The organism is Streptomyces sp. NPDC093071 (assembly GCF_044754545.1).
Classification (GTDB): Bacteria; Actinomycetota; Actinomycetes; order Streptomycetales; family Streptomycetaceae; genus Streptomyces.
On the sequence record NZ_JBIVPH010000002.1, the window covers coordinates 970,392 to 995,592 of the forward strand.

Annotated in this window: 22 protein-coding genes; 6 read left to right on the plus strand and 16 right to left on the minus strand. The window is 72.6% G+C overall.

Features of this window, described 5'->3' with window-relative positions:
* Nucleotides 1-84 precede the first annotated feature (84 nt).
* A complete protein-coding gene (locus ACIQD7_RS09825; RefSeq protein WP_121831918.1) occupies nucleotides 85-2,277 on the minus strand; it encodes a discoidin domain-containing protein in 2,193 nt (730 codons plus the stop codon).
* A 190-nt stretch (nucleotides 2,278-2,467) separates the two neighbouring features.
* Here ACIQD7_RS09825 and ACIQD7_RS09830 point away from each other — a divergent pair, with 190 nt between their 5' ends.
* A complete protein-coding gene (locus ACIQD7_RS09830; protein ID WP_402441108.1) occupies nucleotides 2,468-3,487 on the plus strand; it encodes a LacI family DNA-binding transcriptional regulator in 1,020 nt (339 codons plus the stop codon).
* A 9-nt stretch (nucleotides 3,488-3,496) separates the two neighbouring features.
* Here the strand turns inward: ACIQD7_RS09830 and ACIQD7_RS09835 are convergent, their stop codons facing one another.
* The 5 genes from ACIQD7_RS09835 to ACIQD7_RS09855 form a co-directional block, all read right to left on the minus strand.
* On the minus strand, nucleotides 3,497-4,519 hold the full coding sequence (locus ACIQD7_RS09835) for a phosphotransferase (protein ID WP_402441110.1): 1,023 nt from the start codon (nucleotides 4,517-4,519) through the stop codon (nucleotides 3,497-3,499).
* A 109-nt stretch (nucleotides 4,520-4,628) separates the two neighbouring features.
* A complete protein-coding gene (locus tag ACIQD7_RS09840; protein ID WP_402441112.1) occupies nucleotides 4,629-6,005 on the minus strand; it encodes a GH1 family beta-glucosidase in 1,377 nt (458 codons plus the stop codon).
* A gap of 35 nt (nucleotides 6,006-6,040) precedes the next feature.
* Complete coding sequence (locus ACIQD7_RS09845) at nucleotides 6,041-6,880, minus strand: carbohydrate ABC transporter permease (RefSeq protein WP_121831931.1); 840 nt, start codon at nucleotides 6,878-6,880, stop codon at nucleotides 6,041-6,043.
* A 34-nt stretch (nucleotides 6,881-6,914) separates the two neighbouring features.
* Nucleotides 6,915-7,907 (minus strand): carbohydrate ABC transporter permease, encoded by a 993-nt coding sequence (locus ACIQD7_RS09850; RefSeq protein ID WP_121831911.1) that lies wholly within the window; start codon nucleotides 7,905-7,907, stop codon nucleotides 6,915-6,917.
* An 11-nt stretch (nucleotides 7,908-7,918) separates the two neighbouring features.
* Complete coding sequence (locus ACIQD7_RS09855; RefSeq protein WP_402441115.1) at nucleotides 7,919-9,223, minus strand: ABC transporter substrate-binding protein; 1,305 nt, start codon at nucleotides 9,221-9,223, stop codon at nucleotides 7,919-7,921.
* 170 nt (nucleotides 9,224-9,393) lie between these two features.
* Between ACIQD7_RS09855 and ACIQD7_RS09860 the strand changes: the two genes are divergently transcribed.
* On the plus strand, nucleotides 9,394-10,701 hold the full coding sequence (locus ACIQD7_RS09860) for an ROK family protein (protein WP_402441117.1): 1,308 nt from the start codon (nucleotides 9,394-9,396) through the stop codon (nucleotides 10,699-10,701).
* Between the two features lie 82 nt (nucleotides 10,702-10,783).
* Complete coding sequence (locus ACIQD7_RS09865) at nucleotides 10,784-11,038, plus strand: LapA family protein (RefSeq protein WP_402441118.1); 255 nt, start codon at nucleotides 10,784-10,786, stop codon at nucleotides 11,036-11,038.
* A gap of 62 nt (nucleotides 11,039-11,100) precedes the next feature.
* Here ACIQD7_RS09865 and ACIQD7_RS09870 read toward each other — a convergent pair whose 3' ends face one another.
* The 4 genes from ACIQD7_RS09870 to ACIQD7_RS09885 all read right to left on the minus strand — a co-directional run bounded on the left by ACIQD7_RS09870 (nucleotide 11,101) and on the right by ACIQD7_RS09885 (nucleotide 14,084).
* Nucleotides 11,101-12,216: an acetate/propionate family kinase gene (locus tag ACIQD7_RS09870; protein ID WP_402441120.1), complete on the minus strand. Its 1,116-nt coding sequence runs from the start codon at nucleotides 12,214-12,216 to the stop codon at nucleotides 11,101-11,103.
* A gap of 30 nt (nucleotides 12,217-12,246) precedes the next feature.
* The gene (locus ACIQD7_RS09875; protein WP_402441122.1) at nucleotides 12,247-13,056 is read right to left on the minus strand and encodes an SDR family NAD(P)-dependent oxidoreductase; all 810 of its coding nucleotides are present in this window, start codon (nucleotides 13,054-13,056) and stop codon (nucleotides 12,247-12,249) included.
* A complete protein-coding gene (locus ACIQD7_RS09880; RefSeq protein ID WP_402441124.1) occupies nucleotides 13,053-13,472 on the minus strand; it encodes a hypothetical protein in 420 nt (139 codons plus the stop codon). Before ACIQD7_RS09880 ends, ACIQD7_RS09875 begins: the two co-directional genes overlap by 4 nt.
* Nucleotides 13,473-13,637: 165 nt before the next feature.
* Nucleotides 13,638-14,084 (minus strand): MarR family winged helix-turn-helix transcriptional regulator, encoded by a 447-nt coding sequence (locus tag ACIQD7_RS09885; RefSeq protein WP_402441127.1) that lies wholly within the window; start codon nucleotides 14,082-14,084, stop codon nucleotides 13,638-13,640.
* A gap of 84 nt (nucleotides 14,085-14,168) precedes the next feature.
* On the opposite strand from ACIQD7_RS09885, the gene ACIQD7_RS09890 reads away from it, so the two are divergent.
* Nucleotides 14,169-14,852 carry a hemerythrin domain-containing protein gene (locus ACIQD7_RS09890; protein WP_402441129.1) on the plus strand — a complete coding sequence of 228 codons (684 nt, stop codon included), beginning with the start codon at nucleotides 14,169-14,171 and terminating at the stop codon, nucleotides 14,850-14,852.
* A 139-nt stretch (nucleotides 14,853-14,991) separates the two neighbouring features.
* Here the strand turns inward: ACIQD7_RS09890 and ACIQD7_RS09895 are convergent, their stop codons facing one another.
* Entirely contained in the window at nucleotides 14,992-15,852 is an 861-nt protein-coding gene (locus ACIQD7_RS09895; protein ID WP_402441131.1) for a hypothetical protein, read from the minus strand.
* A gap of 295 nt (nucleotides 15,853-16,147) precedes the next feature.
* On the minus strand, nucleotides 16,148-16,897 hold the full coding sequence (locus tag ACIQD7_RS09900) for a hypothetical protein (protein WP_402441133.1): 750 nt from the start codon (nucleotides 16,895-16,897) through the stop codon (nucleotides 16,148-16,150).
* Nucleotides 16,898-17,228: 331 nt separating this feature from the next.
* Between ACIQD7_RS09900 and ACIQD7_RS09905 the strand changes: the two genes are divergently transcribed.
* Together ACIQD7_RS09905 and ACIQD7_RS09910 are read left to right on the plus strand one after the other, a co-directional pair.
* The gene (locus tag ACIQD7_RS09905; RefSeq protein ID WP_121830886.1) at nucleotides 17,229-17,846 is read left to right on the plus strand and encodes a thioredoxin domain-containing protein; all 618 of its coding nucleotides are present in this window, start codon (nucleotides 17,229-17,231) and stop codon (nucleotides 17,844-17,846) included.
* Between the two features lie 473 nt (nucleotides 17,847-18,319).
* Entirely contained in the window at nucleotides 18,320-19,687 is a 1,368-nt protein-coding gene (locus ACIQD7_RS09910; protein WP_402441136.1) for an MFS transporter, read from the plus strand.
* 67 nt (nucleotides 19,688-19,754) lie between these two features.
* Here the strand turns inward: ACIQD7_RS09910 and ACIQD7_RS09915 are convergent, their stop codons facing one another.
* From ACIQD7_RS09915 to lnt, 4 genes are all read right to left on the minus strand, one after another.
* On the minus strand, nucleotides 19,755-21,650 hold the full coding sequence (locus ACIQD7_RS09915) for a helix-turn-helix domain-containing protein (protein WP_402441138.1): 1,896 nt from the start codon (nucleotides 21,648-21,650) through the stop codon (nucleotides 19,755-19,757).
* A gap of 67 nt (nucleotides 21,651-21,717) precedes the next feature.
* Nucleotides 21,718-22,545, minus strand: a complete 828-nt coding sequence (locus ACIQD7_RS09920) for a 3-hydroxybutyrate dehydrogenase (protein WP_402441140.1) — start codon at nucleotides 22,543-22,545, stop codon at nucleotides 21,718-21,720.
* A 55-nt stretch (nucleotides 22,546-22,600) separates the two neighbouring features.
* Nucleotides 22,601-23,083, minus strand: coding sequence for an NUDIX domain-containing protein (locus ACIQD7_RS09925; RefSeq protein ID WP_161371576.1), 483 nt, complete (start codon nucleotides 23,081-23,083; stop codon nucleotides 22,601-22,603).
* A gap of 163 nt (nucleotides 23,084-23,246) precedes the next feature.
* Nucleotides 23,247-25,193, minus strand: a complete 1,947-nt coding sequence (lnt, locus tag ACIQD7_RS09930; protein WP_402441142.1) for an apolipoprotein N-acyltransferase — start codon at nucleotides 25,191-25,193, stop codon at nucleotides 23,247-23,249.
* Nucleotides 25,194-25,201: the final 8 nt, after the last annotated feature.

Sequence of the window (25,201 nt, forward strand, 5' to 3'; positions counted from 1 at the left end):
GCGGCGCGGCGGGGACCTGGAGCGCCGCCCGGAAGGGGTGGGGGGACCGGGACGCGCCGGTCGGGGCGCGTCCCGGCGGGACCGTCAGGGGAAGGAGACGACGGTCGAGGGCACGGTGGAGGTGCCCGCGGGGATGGTGGAGGCCCCGGTGTCGTTGATGACGTGGTTGTAGTGGCCCATGCCGCCGAGGGAGACCACGAGGAGGCTGTGGAACTTCACCCCCGGCTTGACGGGTGCCTTGAAGCCGTGGTCCTGGACGATGGTCGGGTCCACGTTGTAGTTGCAGTAGCTGCCGAGGCCCCACGCCTCGTGGGTGTTCACGGAGTCGTCGACCCGGTAGGCGGCGTAGCCCTTCGTGGCGCCGTTCTGGATGGCGGCCTGGTTGGGGGCGTCGTACGCCTTCTCGTTCTGGTAGAAGATCGTGCGGCCGCGCTCGCCGTACCACTCGACGTCGTACTTGTTGAAGTGCTCGACGAACAGGCCGGTGGCGAGCACGTCGTCGCCGTTGACGCGGACGCCGTAGTCGGCGCGGTTGGTCTCCCAGCCCCAGCCCTCGCCGTGGTCGGCGCGCCAGACCCAGGTGTGGTCGATGATGGCGTCGTCGCTGTTGACGACCACGCTGGTGGTGGCCTTGCCGACGTGGGCGCCGCCGATGCGGACGTAGACGTCCTGCACGGTGGTGGGGTTGGCGGCGTGGTCGGCGGAGGAGTTCTGCGGGCCGAGCTCCAGCAGCGTCGGGGAGTTGACCGGGCCGGCGTCGATCAGGAAGCCGGCGAGGCGGACGCCGTCGACGTCGGCGACCTTCATCGCGGTGACGCCGTTGTCGGGGATGATCGTGGCGAGGCCGAGGCCGAGCACGATGGTGTTGGCGCGGTTCACGTTGATGGTCTGGTCGACGTGGTAGACGCCCGGGGTGAACAGCAGGTGCAGGCCCTGGGCCAGTGCCTGGTTGATGGTGGCGGCGGTGGCGCCGGGCTTGACCACGTAGAACTGGTTCAGCGGGATGGACTCGCCCTGCGGGGTGCCGTTGGCCCAGCTGGTGCCGCGCGCGTTGGTCCGCTTGGCGGGCGCGAAGACCTTGTACTCGTTGCCGTCGAGGTAGAGGTAGGGCTTCTCGCGGGAGATCGGGGTGGTGTCGAGCGTGGTGTAGCGGGGCTCCGGGAAGGAGGTCGCCGGTGCGCCCTCGACGCCCGAGAAGGTCTGGTTCCAGACGCTGTTGGACCAGCCGCCGATGGAGCTCTCGCGGGTGTACCACTGCTGCTGCGAGTAGTTCCCGACCTGGCCGTCGATCTTCGAGTCGGCGATGTAGCCACCGCTGGCCCAGCCGTAGCCGTTGGGAGCGAGGTTGAGCCCGCCCTTGACGTGCATCCGGCGGAAGGAGGAGGCCTGGGAGACGGCCCACCGGTTGGTGCCGTTGACCGGGTTGAGGGTGAGGCCCTCGGCGCCGCGCCAGAAGTTCTGGGTGGCGTTGCCGTTGAACCAGCCGGCGTCGACGGTCACGTCGCCGTTGATGGTGGTGTCGCCGGGGCGCAGGCCGAGTCCGGCGATCTGGGTGTAGAAGCCGATCTGGGCGTTGAGGTTGTTGTACGTGCCCGGCTTGAAGAGGAAGGCGTGCCGGCCGGAGCCGAACTGGGCCGACTCCTGCTGCTGGAAGACCTGGTCCAGCTTGGCCTGGATGCCGGGGGTGGAGGGGTCGAAGACGTGCACGTTGGGACCGAGGTCGCCGCCGCCGGGGAGGGTCGGGCCGGTGGTGTCGGTGCTGCCGTACACCTGGAACTCCCAGAGGGAGAAGCCGTATCCGGTGGCGCGGGTCTGCCCGTTCATGCGGACGTAGCGGCCGGTGCCGGAGAGGGTGACGTCGTCGGTGCCCCCGTCGCCGGCGGTGACGGTGGTGACGGTCCGCCAGTCGGTGCCGTTCTCGGAGGCCTGGATCTGGTAGCTCTTGCCGTAGGCGGCCTCCCAGCGCAGGGTGGCGCTGCTGAGCGTGGCGCTGCGGCCGAGGTCGACCTGGAGCCACTGGGCGTCGCTCCACTGGCTGGCCCAGCGGGTGCCGAGGTCGCCGTCGACGGCGGCGGAGGCGGCGAAGGGTCCGCCCTCGGTGGAGGAGGCGGTGGCGGTCTTGCCCTGCGAGAGCAGAGTGGGGGCCGCCTGGGCCGTCGTGGCGGGGGCGAGGGCGAGCAGGCCGCCCGCCAGCGACGTGACGAGTGCGCCGACGGTGGCCCGTCGGACGGTGGAGGCGGGACGCCGGAGGACCGGCGGGGACCCGACGGAGGACATGGGTCTCCTCTGGGATACATGGGGGAAACGTGGGAGAGCGCTCTCCGAAACCTTGCCCGTAGGGCGAGTTGACGGTCAAGGCGTGTGACACGACTTTTCTTTTGGCTTTCATTAAGTCACGACACCGATGGCTTCCGGCCGGTCCCGATCCGTTCTCCCACCGGACACACGGCACCGTTAAAGTGCGGAGGTGGGGAATCGAGTACCGACTCTGGAAGACGTCGCACGTGAGGCGGGGGTGTCGCGCGCCACGGTGTCCCGCGTCGTCAACGGGGTGCGGAACGTGGCGCCCGACATCCAGCGGAGCGTGCGCGACGCCATCGCCCGCACCGGCTACGCGCCCAACCAGGCCGCCCGTTCCCTGGTGACGCGGCGGACCGGGGCCGTCGCCCTCGTCCTCTCCGCGGCGGGCGGGGCCTTCGCCGCCCGGGTCTTCTCCGACCCGTTCTTCGGGCGCGTCGTGGACGGCGTCCTCCCCGTGCTGCGCGAGCGGGCGATCCAGCCGGTGCTGCTCGTCTCCGATTCGGAGCAGGCCAGGACCCAGCTCGTCGAGTACCTGCGGCAGGGCGGCGCGGACGGGGCGCTCGTGGTGCCGCTCGACGACGAGGACCCGCTGCCCGCGATGCTGGTGGCGGCGGGCCTCCCCACGGTCCTCTTCGGCAGGCCCCGGGGCGGCGGGCGGTACGGCTTCGTCGACCTCGACAACGAGGCCGGGGCGCGGCTCGCGGCCGAGCACCTGTGGGCCACCGGCCGGCGGCGCCCCGCCACCATCGCCGCCCCGGTCACCGCCCCCGCCGCGGCCGCCCGCCTGGACGGCTTCCGCCGGGCGTTCGCCGCCCGCGGGGTGACGGACGTGCCCGTCGTACGGGGCCTGTTCTCGGTCGACAGCGGCCGGAGCGCCATGGCCGAGCTGCTGGCGGTCCGTCCGGACGTCGACGCGGTGTTCGCCGCGAACGACCTGATGGCCCGGGGCGCCTGCGAGCACCTCCGCGAGCGGGGCGTGGACGTGCCCGGCGCGGTCGCCGTCGTGGGCTTCGACGACTCGGCGGTCGCGCGGGGCGCCCGGCCCCGGCTGACCACCGTGCGCCAGCCGGTGGAGCGGATGGCGGCCGCGATGGCCGGCCTCCTGATCGGGGAACTGGAGGGCACCGCCTCCGGCCCCGCCACGAAGGTCTTCGAACCGGCCCTGGTCGTACGCGAATCCGCCTGACCGGCCCCGTCACGCCTCCGGGGCCAGGGCCTCCAGGACCGCGAGCTGTTCCGCGACGCGGCCGGTGGACCAGGTGTCGAGCCAGGTCGCGAAGCCGCCGTCGTAGGCGCGGGGGACGGCTTCCACCCGCATGACGAGGGCCAGGTGGACGCGGTAGAGGGCGAGCCGCGTCCGGGCGCCGGGGCCGAGGGCCGGGAGGGGCGCGACGGAGCGGTAGCCGGCCATGAGGTCGGGGTCGTCCTCGGCCGCGCCGAGCGGGTCGAGGCCGACGAGTTCGGCCAGGGGGTCACCGAAGAAGGCGCGTTCGCCGTCGATGAGGCCGGCCAGGTGCCACCGGTCGTCCCCGGTCCGGCCGAGGACGACGTTGCCCTCCCAGGCGTCGAAGTGGACGAGGGCGGGACGGCGGACCTCGGCCAGCCGGCGGCCGAACCTCCGGGGCAGGTCCGCGAGGACCCCGTCCGGGGCGGGCAGGGCGACGCCGAACCGGCGGGCGTCGCCGAGGACGGCGTGCAGCATGGCGGTGAAGGCGGTGGGCCAGTCGGGGGCGGAGAGACCGGCGGCCGGTCGCGGGTATCCGTGGGCCGGCCCGGTGACGGCGGCGATCCGGGCCAGGGACTCCCCCAGCTCGCGGCGGAGCGCGGCACGGTCGGCCGGGGCGATCCGATCCCGGGCGGCGTCCCAGGTGGTGCCGTCGAGGTGGGAGAGGAGCAGCCACTCGGCGGGGGCGCGGGGGCCGGCGGGCTCGTGGTGGAGGACGGCGGGCACCCGGACGCCCGCGCGTGCGGCGAGCCGGTGGAAGAGCGCCTCGGTGCCGAGGAGCCCCCGCTCGTACGTGAGGGCGGGGGTGCTCTCCGGGGGCGCGGTCTTGAGCACCAGGCGGCGGCCGTCGGCGAGTTCGAGGAGGCGGGTGGAGTTGGCGAAGCCTCCGCCGAGGGCGGTGTCCCGGGTGACGGCCACCGGTCCGAGGGCCTGCCGCAGCCGCTCGGCGGTGTCGGTGCCGATGTCGGTGCCGGGCTCCGGTGGACGGGACACGGGCGCTCCTTGCGGGAGGAGGGGGCGAGGAGGGAACGCGCGTCGGCCTCCGGAAGGCCGTCCCCGTACCGTCGGGGCGGTCCTCCGGAGGCTCGTGGCGGAGCGCCGGTCAGCCGGCGGTCGCCTCCCGGTGGGCGCGGATGACGTCCGCGTACCGGCGGCCGCTCGTCTTCACGGTCCGCTTCTGCGTGGCGTAGTCGACGTGGACGAGGCCGAAGCGCTTGTCGTAGCCGTAGGCCCATTCGAAGTTGTCGAGCAGGGACCAGGCGTAGTACCCGGCGAGCGGGACGCCCTTGCGGACGGCGCGGGCGCAGGCCGCGAGGTGCTGCTCCAGGTAGCCGGTGCGCTCCGGGTCGTGGACGGCGCCGTCGGGGCCGACGGTGTCGGGGAAGGCCGAGCCGTTCTCGGTGACGTACAGCTCGCGCACGCCGTAGTCCTCGGTGAGCCGCAGCAGGAGGGCCTCCAGGCCGCCGGCGTCGATCTGCCAGTCCATGCCGCTGCGGGGCACGTCGGGCAGGCGCACCTCGCGGGCGTACGGGACGGGCCCCTCGGGGTCGTCGGCGACGGTCACCGGGAAGTAGTAGTTGAGGCCGTGCCAGTCGAGCGGGGCGGCGATGAGTTCCGCGTCGCCCGGCCTCTCGGGGAGTTCGACCCCGTACAGCTCGCGCATGTCCGCCGGGAAGCCGCGGCCGTACACCGGGTCGAGCCACCAGCGGTTGGTGTGGCCGTCCATGCGGGCCGCGGCGGCGAGGTCCTCGGGCCGGTCGGAGGCGGGCGCGACGGTGGAGTGGTTGGTGACCAGGCCGATCCGGGCGCCGGGGGCGGCGGCGCGCAGGGCCTGGGTGGCGAGGCCGTGGCCGAGCAGCAGGTGGTACGAGGCGCGGACGGCGGCCGTGAGGTCGGTGAGGCCCGGGGCCATCCGGCCCTCCAGGTGGCCGATCCAGCCGGAGCAGAGCGGCTCGTTGAGGGTGGCCCAGCGGGTGACGCGGTCGCCGAGGCGCTCGGCGACGGCCGTGGTGTAGGCGGCGAGGTGCTCGGCGGTCTCGCGGACGGTCCAGCCGCCGCGGTCCTGGAGGGCCTGCGGCAGGTCCCAGTGGTAGAGGGTGACGGAAGGGGTGATGCCGGCGTCGAGGAGGCCGTCGACGAGCCGGTCGTAGAAGTCGAGCCCGGCCTTGTTGACGGGCCCGTCGCCGCCGGGCACGACGCGGGGCCAGGCCACGGAGAACCGGTAGGCGTCGGTGCCCAGCTCCTGCATCAGGGCGATGTCCTCGGGCCAGCGGTGGTAGTGGTCGCAGGCGGTGTCGCCGTGGTCGCCGTTGTCGATCGCGCCGGGGACCCGGGAGAAGGTGTCCCAGATGGAGGGGGCCCGTCCGTCCTCGGCGACGGCGCCCTCGATCTGGTAGGCGGAGGTCGCCGTGCCCCAGGCGAAGGACGGCGGGAAGGCCTCCAGGTCGAGCGCGGGGCGGGAACCGGTGGATTCGGACACGGGGAACCTCTTCGTGGTCGGTGTGGAGAGGGACGTCACTTGACCGCACCCGCGGTGAGGCCGGCGACGAGGTAGCGCTGGAGGAGCAGGAACCCGACGACGACGGGGACGCTCACCACGAGGGAGGCGGCCATCACCTGGTTCCAGTAGACGTCGTTCAGGGTGGCGTAGCCCTGGAGTCCGACGGCGAGGGTGCGGGTGCTGTCGGTGGTCATGACCGAGGCGAAGAGGACCTCGCCCCAGGCCGTCATGAAGGCGTAGATCGCGACGGCGACGATGCCGGGCGTCGCGGCCGGGATGATCACGCGGAACAGCGCCTTGATCGGCCCGCAGCCGTCGACCTTGGCCGCCTCGTCCAGCTCGCGCGGGATCGAGTCGAAGTAGCCGGTCAGCATCCAGATGGAGAACGGCAGCGAGAAGGTCAGATAGGTGAGGATCAGGCCTTCGCGGGAGCCGAAGAGGGCGATGCCGGTGGCGTTGCCGAGGTTGACGTAGATGAGGAAGAGCGGCAGCAGGAAGAGGATGCCGGGGAACATCTGCGTCGAGAGGACCGTCACCGTGAAGACCCGTTTGCCGCGGAAGGAGTAGCGGCTGACGGCGTACGCGGCGAAGATCGCGACGATCACCGAGAACACCGTGGCCGCGCCCGCGACGACGATCGAGTTCACGAAGTAGTCGGCGAGCGGGACGGTCTCCCAGATGTCGAAGTAGGGCCGGAGCGTGAGCCCGGAGGGGAACCACTCGAACTTCCCCGAGACGTCCTTGAGCGGCTTGAGGGAGCTGGAGACCATCACGTACACCGGCAGGACGACGAAGCCGGTGAGCAGGGCGAGGAAGATCCGCCGGGTCCAGAGGAACGAGCGCGGGGCCGCCATGGGCGACCGGACGGATGTGCGGCGGGCCGCGTGCTCAGACATCGGAGGTCTTCCTTCCGCGGGTGGTGAGCAGGAGGTAGACGCCCGTGACGACGAGGAGGAAGAGCAGCAGCAGGACGGACATGGCCGAGCCGGTGCCGAAGTTCCACGTCTGGAAGGACGACTGGTAGATGTGGAGCGAGATCAGGTCGGCGGCTTCGGGGGCCGCCTTGCCGAAGAGCACGAACGGCGTGTTGAAGTCGTTGAACGTCCACAGGAAGAGCACGAGGACGAGGACCTGGTTGACGGAGCGCAGGGACGGCAGGGTGATGTGCCGGATCTGCTTCCAGACGCCGGCGCCGTCGAGGGCGGCGGCCTCGTACATGTCCCGGGGGATGTTCTGGAGTCCCGCCATGACGGTGAGGAAGGCGAAGGGCCAGCCCTTCCACACGGAGACGATGAGCAGGGCCCAGAAGCTGTTGTCCCCGATGAGCCAGAAGGCGGGGCTGTCGCCGATGCCGAGCTGGTCGTGCAGGACGTGGTTGATGACGCCGTTGTCCCGCTGGAACATGAACGCCCAGGTGATGACGGCCGCGTAGACCGGCAGGGCGTACGGGACGAGGAACAGGGTCCGCAGGAACGCCCGGCCGCGGAAGTTCTCCTGGAGGAAGACCGCGGCGGCCGTCCCGAGGAGCCAGCACAGGCCGACGGACAGGACGGTGAACAGACAGGTCGTCAGGAAGGACTTCAGGAGCGCCTGTCCGACGGGGGCGTCGAAGTCGATCGCGACGCTGTAGTTGTCGAACGCCGTCCAGGGCGCCTCGGACCAGTTCCGGATGTAGAACTGGGTGAGCTCGCGGAAGCTCATGGTGATGCCCATGAGCATCGGGACGAGGTGGACGAGGAGTTCGAGGACCAGCGCGGGCAGGAGCAGCAGGTACGGCAGTGCGACGCGGCGGCGCCCGGAGCGGCGCGGGGTGCGCGCCTCTCCGGGTGCGGCCTTGCGCACCGTCCGCTCACTCGGAGGAGTGACGACGGTTTCGGTCATGGTGGGGAGGCCTACTTCTTGGGCATCTGCTGCTGGGCCTTTTCGAGCTTGGCCTTGACGGACTCCGTGGTGACCGGACGGCCGGCGGCGGCGTCGGCGAAGAGCTCCTTGACCGCGGTGCCGACGACGGTCTCGAACTGGGACTCCTCGGGGACCTGCGGCAGGGCGGCGGCGCTGGTGGAGAGGGTGTCGCGGATGACGGTGAGCGAGGGGTCGGCGAACGCGGCGTCCTTCTGGGCGCCCTTGACCGGCGGGACCGAGCCGTACGCCTTGTTGAGGACGATCTGCTCCTCGTCGCTCGTCATGTACTTCACGAACTTCAGGGCGCCGTCGAGGTTCTTGGTGTTCTTGAAGACGGCGAGGTTGATGCCGGCGACCATCGAGTTGGTCTGCTTGCCCTGGCCGGGCTTGCCGGACGGGACGGGGGCGGGGGCGACGCCCCACTCGTCGGGGCCCATGCCCTGCGCGGAGAAGGTCTGCGACGGGGTCTGCCACAGGACCATGCCGGTCTTGTTCTTGGCGAAGTCGCTGAGGGACTGGTTCTGGGAGTACTCGGCGTTGCCGGGGGCCACGATCTTCTGGGCGGCCATCAGGTCGACGTACTGCTTGACGGCGGCGACGGCGCCGTCGGAGGTGAAGTCGGGCTTGCCGTCGGCGGTGAAGAAGTCGGCCCCGTGCTGCTTGCCGAGGACGAAGACCTGGTGGATGTTGTTGGAGAGGTTGGAGCCCTCGACGCCGATGCCGTTCTTGCCCTTCGCGCCGAGCTTCTTGCCGGCCTCGGCCACCTCGTCCCAGGTGGTCGGCGGCGCGGCTATGCCCGCCTCCTTGAAGAGCTGCTTGTTGTAGTAGAGCGCGTAGGCCATGGAGTAGAGCGGGACGGCGGCCGGGTCCTGGCCGGAGACGCCGGTGGAGCCGAGCGCGGAGTCGACGAAGCGGTCCTTGCCGCCGATGGCACCGAAGTTCTTCGCGTCCCAGGGCAGCAGCGCGCCGGTGGACTGCAGGGAGGCGCTCCAGGTGTTGCCGATGTTGAGGACGTCGGGGCCCTGGCCGGAGGTGGTCGCGGTGAGGATCCGGTTGAGGAGGTCGGACCACGGGATCACCTCCAGCTTGACCTTGATCCCGGTCTCCTTCTCGAACTGGTCGAGCTCGGGCTGCAGGACCTTCTTGTCGACCTCCAGGCTGGCGCCCTGGTTGGAGGCCCAGTAGGTGAGGGTCTTCGGGGACGACCCGCTGTCTTCCCCCCCGCCGCAGGCGGTGGCGGTGAGGACGAGGGAGAGCGTGACGGCACCGGTGACAGCGGCTCTGATTCTGCGCATGGCTCCTGGGCCCTTTCGGGGACGAGGGAAGGGCCGACACGGGGAGCCCCTGGACCGCTCTCCGTAACATCGGCTTAATTTAGGATGTGAGTTAAACCCCATGAGAAGGTCGCGTCAAGGCTTGTACTGCGGGTATGTTGAAACGAACGACATGAGAGACGGGGACCAGAGTGCACGCGAGAAGTGGCCGCACGGTGCGTGACCTGCGGCGCGAGAACCGCACCGCCGTTCTGCGCAGGCTGTACTTCGACGGACCGATGAGCCGGCTCACGCTGGGCCCCGCGACCGGGCTCAGCTCCGGCTCGGTCAGCAACGTGGTCGCCGAACTCGTCGCGGAGGGCCTGGTCGAGGAGGCGGGCAGCGTCGACTCGGCCGGCGGGCGCCCCCGCACCCTCGTGCGCATCACGCCCGGCAGCGGCTTCATGATCGGCGTCGACATCGGCGAGACCCGGATCAGGATCGAGCTCTTCGACCTCGCCCTCACCGAACTCGCGCGCGCCGAGCGCCCGTTGGCCAGCTCGGGACCGCGCACCGCGCGCTACGACGTCGATCTCGTCGTGGCGCACCTGCGGGAGGGCATCGCGGAGGTGCTGCGGAGCGCGGAGGTGCCGGCCGAGCTCCTGCTCGGCGTCGGGGTCGGCGTGCCCGGCATCGTGGCCCGCACCCCGGAGGACGGCGCGGTCGTGCACGGCCAGACCGTCGACTGGGACGCCGTCCCCCTGGAACGGCTGCTGCGGGAGAGCGTGGAACTCCCGGCCTCGGTGCCGTACTGGATCGACAACGGCGCCAAGACCCTCGGCCAGGCCGAGATGTGGTTCGGCGCCGGGCGCGGCGCCCGCAGCGCCGTCGTGGTCCTCTTCGGCTCCGGCGTCGGCGCCTGCGTCGTCACCGACCCCATGGGCCCGGGGCGGGCCCTCGAATGGGGCCATCTGACGGTACGGGTGCGGGGTCGCCGGTGCCGCTGCGGCTCGCAGGGGTGCCTGGAGGCGTACGCGGGCGCGGAGGCGCTCCTGGAGCGCTGGCGGGAGGCGGGCGGGCGGCCTCCGGAGGGCGCGGACGAGGAGACGGCCCTGACGGCGATGCTCGCCGCCGCGTATCCGGTCGACACCGGCACCGCCCCCGACGCGACCGCCCTCGCCGTCCTGGAGGAGACCGCCGAGTTCCTCGGCGCCGGGTTCGCCGACCTCATCAACCTCTTCCAGCCCGAACGCATCCTCGTCGGCGGCTGGGCCGGACTCCAGCTCGGCACCCGCTTCCTGGAGACCGTGACCGGCTACGCCCGGGAGTACGCCCTGAGGTACCCGGCCAGCCGCACCGGCATCGGCCTCGGGACCCTCGGCCCCGAGGCCGTCACGGTCGGCGCGGCCCTCCTGCCCCTGGTCGACTTCTTCGCCCAGGGCGGCCGCCGCCCCGAGACCGAGCCCACCCCGCCCTCCCCCGCCTGGCAGACCGCCCTGCGGGACCGCGTGTCGTCCTGAGGAGCCGGGCCCTCTCCTGAACCGGCGGCGGTCCTTCCGCGCCTGAATGGCCCGCCCGCACGAACCACCCGATACTGAACGCATGGCAGAGAAAACGGCGAAAGAGCACCCGCCGTCGAGCGTGACGGTCAAGGGGCGGGACGTCCGGCTGCGCACCCTCGGCTTCGTACTGCTCGCGGCCCTGGCCATCTGGTTCATCGCCGCCAACACCGGCTCCGTCACCATCCGCCTGTGGGTCCCCGAGGTCACCCTGCCCCTGTGGACCGTCCTGGCGGTCACCCTGCTCGCCGGGATCGCCCTGGGCCTGATCGTCGCCCGCCGCCGCGCCCGGCGCTGACGCCCGCCCCGCATCCGCCGTTCCCCCTCGGCGACGGGCTGGGGGGGCAGGGTCTCGCGGTCTCAGCGACGCACCAGAAGGGCCCGGGTCTCGCGGTCGACCTGCCGGGCCTCCCCGGTGGGCACGACGAGGACCGGGACCCGTGCGCCGGGCTCGCTGACGATCCCGGGGCGTTCGGCGACGAGCGGCCGCAGGCCGCCGGTGAGGCCGAGCACGGACAGCCGGGCGCACACCTCCTCGCGCACTTCGGGCTGGTCCTCGCCGATCTCGCCGGTGAAGACCAGGGCGTCGAGCCGGTCCAGGGAGGCGGCCGTCGCCGCGATGCCGCGGCGGCAGTGGTGGGTGAAGACGTCCAGGGCGAGCGCGGCCCGCTCGTCCCCCGCCGCCCGGGCGCGGACGAGGTCGCGCGTGTCGTCCGAGGTCCCGGAGAGGCCGAGCAGACCGGACTCGTGGTTCAGCGCGTCCTCGACGGCGGCGGCCGTCAGGCCGTGCCGGGTCTGCAGCCACGTCAGGGCGCCGGGGTCCACGCTGCCGCTGCGGTGGCTCATCACCAGACCCTCCAGCGGGGTGAACCCCATGGTCGTGTCGACGCTGCGCCCGTCCCGCACGGCGCAGGCGGAACAGCCGCCGCCGAGGTGCGCGATCACCAACTGGAGCCGGTCGGCGGGGCGGCCGAGGAGTTCGGCGGCCCGGTCGAGGGCCCAGGCGTAGGACAGGCCGTGGAAGCCGTAGCGGCGCAGCCCATATCCCTCGCGCCACGCCTCGGGCACCGCGTACTCCCGTGCGGCGGCGGGCAGGCCGGCGTGGAAGACGGTGTCGAAGCAGGCGACGTGCGGGACGTCGGGCAGCAGGTCCCGTGCCGCGTCCAGGACCGTCAGGGCCGGCGGGACGTGCAGCGGCGCGAGGTCGGCCACCCGGTCCAGACGGGCGCGGACCTCGTCGTCGACCGGAATGTGGCCGCGCAGCTCCGGCCCGCCGTGGACGATGCGGTGGCCCACGGCCACCGGGGCGGGCGCCTCGCCGAGGAGGCGCCGCAGGGCGTCCGGGGCGCCCTTTCCCGGCGGAGTGTCGTCGTGGTGCTCGGCGAGGACCTCGCCGCCGCCGCCGAACACGGTCAGGCGCAGGCTCGACGATCCCGCGTCGGCAACCAGGACCGGGCCGTTCTCCTGTGGGGACACGTGTTCCTCCTCGGTCCGGGCCGCCCGCTCCTACTTCTCGTCCTTCTCGTCGCCGGAGCCGGGTTCGGCCATCTTCCGGTGGGCCTCCGCCTTCAGGCTGTCGGGCAGCACCTTGTTGGCGGCGGCCTGCGCCTTGGTCTTGACCGAGCCCGCGACGATCTTGTCCTTGCCGGCGAAGAGGGCGTCCAGGCCCTGCCGCGCGACCTGGGCGGGATCGTCCTTGTCCTGCTGCCCGACCTTGGTGTCGTCCATGTCGGCGCGGTGGAAGAAGTCGGTCTCGGTCGGACCGGGCATCAGAGAGGTCAGGGTGACGGCCGTGTCCTCGAGTTCGTTCTGCAGGGCCTCGGTGAAGGACTGCAGGAAGGACTTCGAGGCGTTGTACACGGCCTGGAAGGAGCCCGGCATCGTCGAGGCGATGGACGAGGTGACGAGGACGCGGCCCCGGTCGCGGGCGGCCATGTCACGGAGGGCCAGTTTGGCCAGGTGGACGGTGGAGCGGATGTTGAGGTCGATGATCTCCAGCTCGTCCGCCAGGTCGGTGTCGACGAACGCTCCGCCTTGCCCGACGCCGGCGTTCAGGACGACGACGTCGAGCGGGCGGCCGATGCCGGTGGCCGCAGCGAAGAGGCGCTCGGTCTGCTCGGGGTCGCGCAGGTCGGCCCGGACCGCCTCCACCCGGGCCCCGGCCGCCCGGATCCGCTGGGCCGCCCGCTGGAGCCGCGCCTCGTCCTCGGCGTTGACGACGAGGTCGTAACCGCGTTCGGCCAACTGCTGGGCCAGCTCGAAGCCGATGCCGCTGGAGGCGCCGGTGACGAGGGCGAGGGGCCTGGTGTCGCTCATGTGCGATCGCTTTCGGTTCGGGTGCCGGGAGGGCACGGCTTCGGCGGACACCGGCCGCCCGACGCCCGGCGAAGCCGTACGACGCCTGTTCCCGTTTTCCGGCACCTGATGGCCCGCTCGCTGCGACCGTTCACTCCTACGGGCGGGCGGGCGCGCACCAGCCTCTGCGAGCACAGGACGTGTTCGTGGACGCCGCCGGTCGGCGAGACCCGATCGGCCCGGCGCCCCTGCCTGGTCTCGGCCTCCTCGGCGACCCGCACCACCTTCCGGCCGACGACGTCGAGGAACGGGAACGACACGTATCGGGCGCCGAACCGGTCGCGCAGGTTACGCGCCACCACGTCGAGCCGGGCCACCGGCGCGGCGTCCTCCACCACGGCCGGCACCTCGGCGCGCCCGAGCCGCTCGTCCTCCATGGCCGCCTCCCAGCGCTCACGCGCAGATGCGCCCCACAGGGACGAGCGGAGCGCCCCCGGGCGGTTTCCGCAAACCGTGGAGCGCGGCGGTCGGCGGGAGAGTGCCGCTCCCACCCCGCTCGCCCACGACCGGCGGACACCGGCAAGAAGACGTCCCTGACGTCCCTAACGGCGGCCCGACGTCCCCTCCTGCTCGTCCAGGGCGGCCAGGAGGCGGCGGAGGGAGGCGCGCGTGGCGCGGATCTCCTCGTCGGGGAGGCCCGCGAAGAGGGAGCGGTGCCGTTCCTCGGCCCGTGCGGTCACGCGGGCCAGCGCGTCCTTGCCGGCGGGCGTCGGAGTCAGCAGGGGCGAGGCCCGGTGGTCCGGGTTCACCGCGAGATCGGCCAGCCCGAGCGCCACGAGGTCATGGGCGACGCGCTGGACGTTCTGCCGACTGACGCCCAGGCGCCGCGCGGCCTGGGGGGCCGTGAGCGGCTCCTCGGACACGACGCTCAGCACCTGCCACCGCGCCTGGGTGAGTCCTTCCGCACCGGCGGTCTCCTCCCCCAGCCGCCGCAGCGCGCCGGCCGCCTCGTAGACGTCGGCGATCAGCAGAGCCGCCTCGTCGGGCATCACGCACTCCCCTCTCTTGACAACACATTGCCTTAACCGCAACATGTTGTCATGCTATCCGTTCCCGATCCCCCAGGACACGACATGCCCAGGACCGACCTCTACCGGAATGTTCACATGGGACAGCGCGCCCGCATGTTCGCACTGGCCACAGACCTCGGAGCCGCCGATCTCGACGAGCCCGGCGCCCTCACGGCGCACGCCGAACGCTGCCTCGCCCTGACCGAGGAGCTCCGCCGGCACGCCGACCACGAGGACACCTTCATCCACCCCCTGCTGCGGGAGCGCGCCCCGGCCGCCGCCGACGCGCTGGACGCCGAACACGTCCGCCTCGACGCCGCCTTCGTCGCGCTCGACGCAGGCGCCCGCGACCTGTCCGCCACCCCCGCCGACGGCCTGCCGGAAGCCCGGCACGGGCTGTACCTGGCCCTCAACGAGGTGGTCTCCGCCTACCTCGCCCACCTGCACGCCGAGGAGACCGTCGCGATGCCGGCCCTGTGGGAACACACCACCGAAGACGAGCTGAAAGCCGTCTTCGCCGCCTTCCAGGCCTCCCGCACCGCCGACGAGACCCTGGCGGACCTCCGCGCCATGCTGCCCGCCCTGCCGCCCCCGACCCGCACCGCGATCGTCCGCGGCGCCGTCGGGGCGACACCGGGCGAGGAGCACCGCACCCTGGCCGCCGTCACCACCACCCTCACCCCCGACCAGCGCCACCGCCTCTACGCCGACCTCGGCCTACCGGAGACCTGGGCGCTCCACGGCTGAGGAGCGTCGCACCACCGAGGACCGCCGGCCCGGCCGGCGTCCGGTGACCGGCGAGACGCTTCGGGGTCCTGCCGGCGCCGTCGAGCACGACCGCACATCGCGAACAGGGGAAGGCATGTGTCCCAGCAACTTCCTTGCCTTACAAAAGGGTTGGACCTGGCGCACCGTGTTGACGCCGGGTGTGACGGGGGGCCGCCGGGACATCCGGAACGACGTTCGCGACGGGTGCGCCGCGACCGTCCACTACAACCACAAGGGCGTCGACGGCAGTTGTGAGGTCGCCATCAAGGCCACCGACGGTCACGTGAGCGTCGGCCATGACGTGGACGAGAGCCACCACGTCCACTTCAGGGTCGTCCGCGCCGGCCGTCACGTCGCACGGGACGACAGTGTCGACGGACGGGCCGGACAGGTAGTCGACCTTGATGCCGCGGGTGGCCAGGGGCTTCGTGGCCCGGCCGTCACGCGACCGTGCGGCCGGCAGGCCCTCGTCGCACTCCTTGTCCGCCACGTAGGCCGACGTGACGACGTCCTTGGGAACGTCCGTCGAGGCGGAGTCCGGCGGAGTGGAGTTGAGATCACCGCCGTAGACGGTCCGGCAGCCGGGCCGGGTGTACGGGTGGACGGTCTCCTGGAGCTTCACGGTCTGTTCCTTGCGCTTCGAGCCGTCCGCGCCGTCCGTCGACAGCCCGGCGCCGGAGCGGGTCGTGCAGAACCGCAGCGCCCGGGACGGGAGAACGGCGCAGATCGCGGTCCGCCACTCCGTGCAGACCCGATCGGTTCCGATGGTCCTGTTCTGCGGCGACGGCAGGTCGTACGACCTGTACCAGACGTTCTCGTCCGGCCCCGCGAAGCCGATGCCGTGGGCACCGCGGGCCTTCCGACCGGATGCCCCCGAACCGGCGTTGCCACAGGTTCTGGCGGCCTTCACCGAGGACTTGTCGACGGTGTACTTGATGAGGGCGAAGCGTACGTCCCATCCGGTCGGTGATCCGAGCACCCAGGGCGGTGCTCCACTCCTTGTCGTCGACGTGCGACGTGAACTTCTCCCAGGAGCCCCGGCCTTCGAGCGTGGGCGCGCACTTGGCGCTCGACGTGACGGGCACCGGCCGGGGCTCCACCGCTCGGGCCGGCCCTCATACCTCGGCCCGGTCCGGGAACGGGCAAGCGGGGGACGGTACGGTGCCGCCGCAACCGCGCACAGGTACGGTGCCGCCGCAACCGCGCACAAAGGTCCCGAACGACATCCGCCAGGTCCCCCACGTCCCCGTACGGCCTCCGGTGCCGAGTCGCGGTCAGCCGTTCGCGGTGACGGCCTTGGGGTCGACCACCTCGCCGGCCGGCGGCTGCTCCACCTCGACCTTCTCGTTGTAGTCGCTGAACAGCGTCTCGCCGGGCTGCTTGCCGCCCTCGGAGACCGCCTTGAGGATGTAGGGCTCGCCCTCGGTGGCGACGTACAGGGTCAACTTCTCACCGTCGGCCTGCTGCTTGGTGAGCGTCAGGGCGTCCTTGCCGTCCACCTCGGTGGTGGCACCGCGCCGCATGCCGTCGCGTTCGGACTTGTCGCTGTCCATGGCGGCCAGGAGGGCCTGCTTGTCGCACATGCCCTGGGTGGACTTGTCGCCAGGTCCGCTCTTGACCCACTTGTCCTGGAGCCGGTCGACGGCGGTGTCCGTGCCCGGCCGGCCCTGCAGGGCGTTCTGCCAGAACCGCTCGTTGCCCCGGACGTAGGTGTTCTGGCCGGCCTGCCGGACATCGGCCTTCGCGTCGTTCATCGACAGCGTGCCGAGACAGTTGTCCTTCTCGTCGACCTGGAACTCCGTCTTCACGGCCGCGGGCGCGCCCTGCGCCCGTGAAGTGCCGGTGATCCGGACGGAGTCGGCGTCACGGGTCGCCTTCACGGCCTCGGCCGCGATGGCGTCGGCGCTCTTCCCGGCGAAGGCCTCGTCCGAGTCGCCGTCCCCGCAGCCGACGAGAGCGGTGGCACCCGCGCAGACCAGTGCTGCGGCGAGAACGGCGCGCTTCCTCAGGATGCGTACGGCCATGACGTCCCCTTCCCTGCGGAACAACGAATTCCGCTTCATCCGGTTCGATTGTCGTGCGGCTCCGAGTACCCGTCTTTTCAGAAAAGAACGTCAATAATCAGGACATCATTTCCGGCCATACGGGTCGAGTCCCTGTCCGTGCCGGCATCCGGGCCCGCGTCCGAGTCCACGTACACCGGCTGCCCTCCCGTCCGGCCAACCCCCGCTCGCTCCAGGGCCCTTGCCCCCCACCCACGGCCCCTGCGTGTAACCCGTACGGCAGTCGTCACGCGCCCCCCACGCCGGGGGCGCTCCTTTTGCGCGGGCGGCGCGGCGGGCGCAGTCTGGCCGCATGACCTCTGGCACCCCCGGCGGGGCGACGCCCGTCCCCGCGCACACCTCGGGCCCCGGCAACACCGTCGTGCGCTACGGCGACGAGAGCGCCGCGCACGTGCTCGGCGTGTACCTGGACCCTCGCTGCCCGTACTGCAAGCGGATGGAGAACGGCCTGGGCACGGTGATCCGGGAGGCGGCCGATGCCGGGCGCTTCCGGGTCGAGTACCACTTCGCGACGTTCCTCGACGACGACGCCGGCGGCAGCGGGTCGCTGCACGCCCTGGCCGCGCTGGGGGCGGCGCTCGACGAGGGGAGCGAGCCGTTCGCGCTCTACCTGCGGCTGCTCTACGCCGAACAGCCTCCCGAGGAGGAGGACGGCTTCGCCGACGAGGAGACGCTGCTGAAGCTGGCCGGGGAGGTGCCGGGGCTGGCCACCGGGGCGTTCACGAGCAAGGTGTCCGGGGGCGTCTACCTGCCCTGGGCACGCGCCGTCTCCGCCGCCTTCGAGCGCGGCGGCGTCGAGTCGACACCGACCGTACTCGCCGACGGCGCCCCGGTCGCGGTACTCGGCCCGGGCGGCTACGCGGTGACTCCGGAGGCGTTCTCCGCCCAACTGTCCGAACGCTGGGGGTGAGGCGGAGCCGACCAGGAAGACCTGTCGTAGCCCGGGGCACCCATTCGGCGGCAGGGAGCCGACCCGGTCGGCGGAGAGGACGTGGCAGGGACGGTCACGGCGTCTGCCTTCGTCCGGCCCGAGCGCCACGAGGTCGTCGGCGGCGCGCGGTCTGGGGCCCGTGGGCGGCTCCTCGGTCACGGCGCCCTGCGACTGCCGCCGCGCCCGGTCCTTCACCCATGCGGTATTTCCGCTCTCCCAGGCGGCACGGGAGTCAACACCGCACCATCAGATCATCCTGGACCAGGGCAGAGAAGGTCTTCACTCTCTCAGCCCCTCCGGGCCCTCCGGAAAGTCCGCGAGGGGGTGTCATGGCGGTCGGGCGCATGTGAAGGCGTCGAACTATGGTGTCCCACCACATACGCCCCTGACCTGCCACTTCCTACGGTGTGGCGACACCGAAACGTCCCCGCCCCTGCCTGGAAGTGGTGCACATGGCCGCCGCAACTCCCTCCCCGACCCCACCCGGTTCGCTCAAGCGGATCGTCGCCGCCAGCCTCATCGGCACCACCATCGAGTGGTACGACTTCTTCCTGTACGGGTCCGCCGCGGCGCTCGTGTTCAACAAGTTGTTCTTTCCCGAGTCCGATCCGCTGGTGGGCACGCTGCTGTCGTTCCTGACGTATGCCGTCGGGTTCGCCGCGCGGCCGCTCGGGGCGCTGGTGTTCGGGCACTACGGCGACCGGCTCGGGCGGAAGAAGCTGTTGGTGCTCAGCCTGCTGTTGATGGGCGGGGCGACGTTCGCCATCGGGCTGTTGCCGACGCACGCGACCATCGGCTCCGCCGCGCCCGTGCTGCTGACCGTGCTGCGGCTCGTGCAGGGCTTCGCACTCGGTGGGGAGTGGGGCGGGGCCGTGCTGCTCGTGTCCGAGCACGGGGACGCCAAGCGGCGCGGGTTCTGGGCCTCGTGGCCGCAGACCGGCGCGCCCGCCGGGCAGTTGCTCGCCACCGGTGTGCTCTCCGCGCTGACCGCGCTGCTCTCGGAAGCCGCCTTCGTCTCCTGGGGCTGGCGCATCCCGTTCCTGCTCTCCGGCGTCCTCGTGATCGTCGGCCTGTGGATCCGCCTCTCGGTCGACGAGTCCCCCGTCTTCAAGGCCGCGCTCGCCGCCGCCGAGGAGCGCAAGGCCGTCGCCGGACAGGTCGAGAAGATGCCGCTCGTGGCGGTGCTGCGCCACCACTGGCGGGACGTGCTCATCGCGATGGGCGCCCGCATGGCGGAGAACATCTCGTACTACGTGATCACCGCGTTCATCCTGGTGTACGCGACCACGCAGGTCGGGCTCTCCAAGCAGACCGCCCTGAACACCGTCCTCATCGGCTCCGCCGTCCACTTCGCGGTGATCCCGCTGTGGGGCGCGCTGTCCGACCGGCTCGGACGCCGGCCGGTGTACCTGATCGGCGCGGTGGGCGTCGGGGCCTGGATGTTCCCCTTCTTCACGCTGATCGACCGGGGCACCTTCGGCAGCCTGCTGCTCGCCGTCACGGTCGGCCTGGTCCTCCACGGGGCGATGTACGCCCCGCAGGCCGCCTTCTTCTCCGAGATGTTCGCGACCCGGGTGCGTTACTCCGGCGCCTCCATCGGCGCCCAGTTCTCCTCCGTCGCCGCCGGCGCGCCCGCCCCGCTCATCGCGACCGCGCTGCTCGCGGACTACGGCACCTCGACGCCGATCTCCCTGTACGTGATCGCCGCCGCGCTGCTCACCGTCGTCGCGATCGCCTGCGCCCGCGAGACCCGCGACAGCGACCTAGGCGACGTCGCCCAGCGGGCCCCCGAGGACTCCCGGGTCCGCGCCGACGCCTGATCCAAGGGACGTACGAAGGCCCCGGGCCCCGCTCACGGCGAGCGGGGCCCGGGGCCTTTCCCGTACGTCATCTCCCTCCGACCGCGTCCGAGAGGGCGTGCAGCCGCAGCGCCAGCTGGATCTCCAGGGCGCGCGCGGGGGACTGCCAGTCGGGGCCGAGCAGCCGGCCGATCCGCTCCAGGCGCTGGGCCACCGTGTTGACGTGGACGTGGAGTTCGTCCTTGGTACGGGCGGGGCTCATGCCGCTGGCGAAGTACGCGTCCAGGGTGCGGACCAGCTCCGTGCCGCGCCGCCGGTCGTAGGCGACGACCTGGCCGATCGTGCGGTCGACGAAGCCGCCGATGTCCCTGCCGTCGGCGAGCAGCAGGCCGAGGAAGCCGAGGTCCTCGGCGGCGGCACCCTGGCCGGAGCGGTGCAGGAGCCGGAGGGCGTCGAGGCAGCGGCGGGCCTCCTCGTACGCGACGGCCACCTGGTCCGGGTGGTCCAGGGGCGCCCGTACGGGATCGGAGGCACCGACGGTGACCTGTTCGCGCAGGGTGCCGCCGAGGTTCCTGGCGGTCTGCCGGGCGAGTTCGGCGGCGGTCTCGCCGGGACCGAGCGGCAGCAGCAGGACCGTGCCGCCGTCACGCGCGGAGGCCAGTCCGTGGCGGGTGGCGGCCAGATGGGAGGCGGCCGACCACAGGCGCTGCCGGTCGGCGCTCTCGCGGCGGCCCGCGTCGGAGTCGGCGCCGCCGCCCGCGGGACGGTCGATGCGGGCGGCGAGCACCACGTGCGGGGCCTCGCTGTCGGTACGGAGCCGGGCGGCGCGCTCGCGCAGCAGACGGCGGTCCCGGTCGGGGGCGTCGAGCAGGTCGTCGAGGAGCTCGCCCCGCACCCGCCGCTCGGCCTCGCCCGCCGAGCGGCGGGCCAGCAGCAGGAGGGAGGTGACCAGGGCGGCGCGCTCCAGGGTGCGCTGGTCGACGGGGTCGAGGTCGGGCCGGCCGTGCAGGACGAGGGTGCCCAGGGCCTCGCCGCCTGCGGAGACCGCGGCGACCCAGTCGTCGCCCTCGCGGACCGCGTGGCCCCCGGCGCGGCGCGCGGAGCCCGCGCCCGTCTCGGTGAACTCGACCGTTCCGCCCAGGACTTCGGAGACGGCGCGGGCCACGTCGTGGACGCCGCCGCCGTGCAGGACCAGTTCGGAGAGCCGGTCGTGGACCTCGGACGCCCGCTCGATGACGCCGCTGTGCTCGCGGATGATGTCGTTGGCCCGCTCCAGCTCCGCGAGGGCCGAGCGGGTCTCGGCGAGGAGGTTGGCCGTATCGATGGCGACGGCGGCGTGCGCGGCGAAGGAGCCGAGCAGCGCGACCTGTTCGCGCTCGAAGACCCTGGCCCTGCGGTCGGCGGCGAAGAGGACGCCGATGACCTGGCTGCCGAGGCTGAGCGGCACCCCGAGGATGGCGACGAGGCCCTCGTCCCGTACGGCCGTGTCGATGGTGCGGGTGTGCTGGAAGCGGGCGTCGTTGAAGTAGTCGTCCGTGACGTACGGGCGGGCGGTCTGGGCGACGAGGCCGCCGAGCCCCTCGCCCATGCCCAGTCTGAGCTGCTGGAAGCGGGCGGAGACGGAGCCCTCGGTGACCCGCATGTACGTGTCGCCCGCCGCCGGGTCGTTGAGGCTCAAGTAGGCGACCTCGGTGCCGAGCAGGGAGCGGGCGCGCTGGACGATGGCGCGCAGGACCGCGTCGAGGTCGCGGAGTCCCGCGAGGTCGTGGGCGGTCTCGAAGAGCGCGGAGAGCTCCGCCTCGCGCCGCCGCCGCCCCTCCAGCTCGGCCCGGACCCGCAGGGCGAGCTGCTTGGCCTCTTCGAGGCCGGCCAGCGCCTCGGGGCCCGCGCCGCTCGCACGAGCGAGCAGCACGGGCCGGTCGTAGGCCTCCGTCGCGGCTCCCCGTGCGAGGAGTTCCAGGTAGGAGACGTGTTCGTGGGACATGGACACAGGGATACCTGCCGTACGTGTGGTCGCACCACCCCTGTGGACAACCTTCACAGGGGCACCTTCAGTGGGCGGTCCAGCCGCCGTCGAGCGTGAGGGAGGCGCCGGTGATGAACGAGGCCTGCGGCGTGCAGAGGTAGAGGACGGCCTCGGCGACCTCCTCCGGTTCGATGAGCCGCTTGAGCGCCGAGTCCTTGAGCAGGACGTCCGAGAGGACCCGCTCCGGCGGGATGCCGTGGGCGGCGGCCTGGTCCGCGATCTGGCGTTCGACGAGCGGGGTGCGGACGTAGCCGGGGTTGACGCAGTTGGAGGTGACCCCGTGCGGGGCGCCTTCGAGGGCGGCGGTCTTGGACAGGCCCTCCAGACCGTGTTTCGCGGCCACATAGGCGGACTTGAAGGCGGAGGCGCGCAGCCCGTGGACGGAGGAGATGTTCACGATCCGCCCCCAGCTCTGGCCGTACATGTGCGGGAGGGCGCCCCGGATGAGCCGGAAGGGCGCCTCCAGCATCACGGTGAGGACGGTGTGGAAGACGTCCGGCGGGAACTCCTCGATGGGGCGCACGAGCTGGAGTCCGGCGTTGTTGACGAGGATGTCCGCACCGGCGGCGGCCGTCTCCGCGGCGTCCAGGTCGGTCAGGTCGAGCAGCCGCGGTTCGAGCTCCCCGGGAAGTCCGGAGGCCTCTCCGGCCAGGGCGTCCAGGCCCTCGGCGGCCCGGTCGACGGCTCTGACCCGGGCTCCGGCGGCGGCCAGTCGCAGCGCGCAGGCGCGTCCGATGCCGCCGGCCGCGCCGGTGACGAGCGCGGTGCGGCCGGTGAGGTCGAGGGCGAGTCCGGCCGCGCGGGGCAGGGGTGCGGCGAGGTCGGTACCGGGGGCGGTGACGGGAGCGCTCATGCTCCGCACCCTATGAAGGGCCCCTTCCCCCACCGATGTGCTTCGGACCCATAGTTCAGCTGGTTGCTGTGGTGCGGAACCATGTGGGTTCGTCGGCGAGCGCCTTCTCGATCCGGAGATGGGAGAAACGCTTCATCTCCGGGAGGTCGTCCACGTCGAACCAGCCGACCTCGGTGGACTCGTCGTCGTTGACCCGCGCCTCCCCGCCGACGGCCCGGCAGCGGAAGGTGACGTCCATGAACTGGCACTGGTCGCCGTTGGGATAGACGACGGGCTTGCGGAGGGTCTCCACGATCACGATCCGCTCGACCTCGCAGCGCACGGCGGTCTCCTCGTACACCTCGCGCACCGCGCAGTCGGCGGGCTGCTCGCCCGGCTCGACGATGCCGCCGATGATCGCCCAGCGTCCGTTGTCGGAACGCCGGCCGAGCAGCACCCGGCCCCGGTCGTCGAACACGACGGCGCTCACCCCGGGCAGGAAGAGGAGCTGGTGACCGGCCGTCTCGCGCAGGGTGCGGATGAAGTCAGGGGTAGCCATGGACCGACCCTAGATCATGTACGGCGGACCCTCAGATCATGTACGGCGGCCCCTCGGCGGACCCCGGGCCGCCTCCCGGACGACCGCCTCCCGGACGGCCCTCCACCGGCTTCCGGCCGGTCCCCCACGGCCCCGGGTCCGGCCCGCTCCCGGTCGCCCCGGCTCACTCCGCCCGCGTGCGGCGGGCCCGTACCGAACGGAGCGCCGACCAGCCCAGGCCGGCGGCGGCGAGCGCCGCGAGGAGGGCCTCGGGCAGGGTGCCCATGCGGGTCGCGGGGGTCTGCGAGGAGCGCAGCGGCACCTTCTCGACCAGGACGTCCGGGGTGAACATCCTCGTCTGCGCGACGACCTCGCCGTCGGGGCGGATGACCGCGCTCACCCCGCTGGTGACGGGCACGACCACGGCCCGGCTGTGCTCGACGGCGCGCACCCGGGACATGGCGAGCTGTTGGTAGGTCATCTCGCTGCGGCCGAAGGTGGCGTTGTTGCTGGGGACGGTGATGAGCTGCGCGCCGTGGGTGACGGTGTCGCGCACGGCCCAGTCGAAGGCCGCCTCGTAGCAGGTGGCGAGGCCGACCTTGGTGCCCGCGAGGTCGAAGACGCCGACCTCGTGCCCGGGGCCGAAGTCGCGGCTCACCCGGTCCACGTTGCTGTTGAAGATCCGGACGAGGGGCCGCATCGGGATGTACTCGCCGAAGGGCTGGACGTGCCGCTTGTCGTACGTGGCGACCGGACCCCGTCCGGGCTCCCACTGGATGAGCGTGTTGCGGAGCTTGCCGGTCTCGGGGGCGATGACGGCGCCGATCACGGTGGGCGCGCCGATCGCGCGGACGGCCTCGTCGATGACGTCGGCGGCGTCGGCGTTCGCGTACGGGTCGATGTCCGAGGAGTTCTCCGGCCAGAGGACGAAGTCGGGCTGCGGCTCGCGCTTCTCCTTCACCGCCTCGGCCAGCTCGCGGGTGCGGGCGGCGTGGTTGTCGAGGACGGCCCGGCGCTGGGCGTTGAAGTCGAGGCCGAGGCGGGGGACGTTGCCCTGGACGGCGGCGACGGTGGCGGTGCCGTCCTCGGCCGAGTCGTCGACGAGCGGCAGCGCGGCGAGCGCGCCGGTGACCGGGAGGAGCACGGCGAGCGCGGCGGCGACGAGCGGACCGCGCGGGAGGGTGCCGGGGCGGGGCGGGATGGTGGCGGTGGCGGTGCGGCCCGGGGTGGTGCCGGTGGCGGTGCGGCCCGGGGTGGTGCCGGTCCCGACGCCGGTGGCGGGGCGGGGCGGGGCCGCGTCGGTGACGGACGGGGTGCCGGTGGTGGCGTCCGGGGCGGAAGCGCCCGAGGCGGTGGCGCCGGAAGCGGTGGCGCCGGTGTCCGGGGCGGTGCTGCCGGAAGCGGCGGAGGTGGTGTCCGGAGCGGTGCTGCCGGAAGCGGCGGAGGTGGTGTCCGGAGCGGTGCTGCCGGAAGCGGTGGCAGGGGCGTCCGGAGCCGGGGACCCCGGAGCGGTGGCGGAGCCCTCGGGCCCGCCCTGGGCGCGCCGGGCGCGGACCAGCCGGGCCGCCTCGTACAGGCCGAAGCCGCAGAGGGCGACGGCGAAGCCGAGCACGGGGGTGCCGCCGACGGCGGCGAGCGGCAGGAAGACGCCGTCCGCCTGGCCGAAGGCGATCTTGCCCCAGGGGAAGCCGCCGAAGGGCACGCGCGCGCGTGCCCCCTCCGCCAGGATCCACACCCCGGCGGCGAAGAAGGGCCACCACGGGAGCCTTGAGACGGCCGCGACGCCGAGGCCCGCGGCGGCCACGAAGAGGGCTTCGACGGCGGCGAGCGCGAGCCACGGGCCGGGGCCGACCTCCTCGCCGGTCCACACGAGGAGCGGAAGCAGGAAGCCGAGGCCCGCCAGGTACCCGAGGCCGAAGCCGGCGCGGAGCCGGCGGCCCCGCAGGGCACAGCCGAGCAGGGCGAAGGCGGGCGGCGCGAGCCACCACAGGGGACGCGGCGGGAAGCTCAGGTAGAGCACGAAACCGGACAGCAGGGCCGCCGCGGGCCGGGCGAACCGTCGCAGCCGGTGGGCCGGCGCGGGTGCGGTGGCGGTTTCGGACGCGTCGACGGGGGTGATGGTGGCGCTCACCTTGCGGA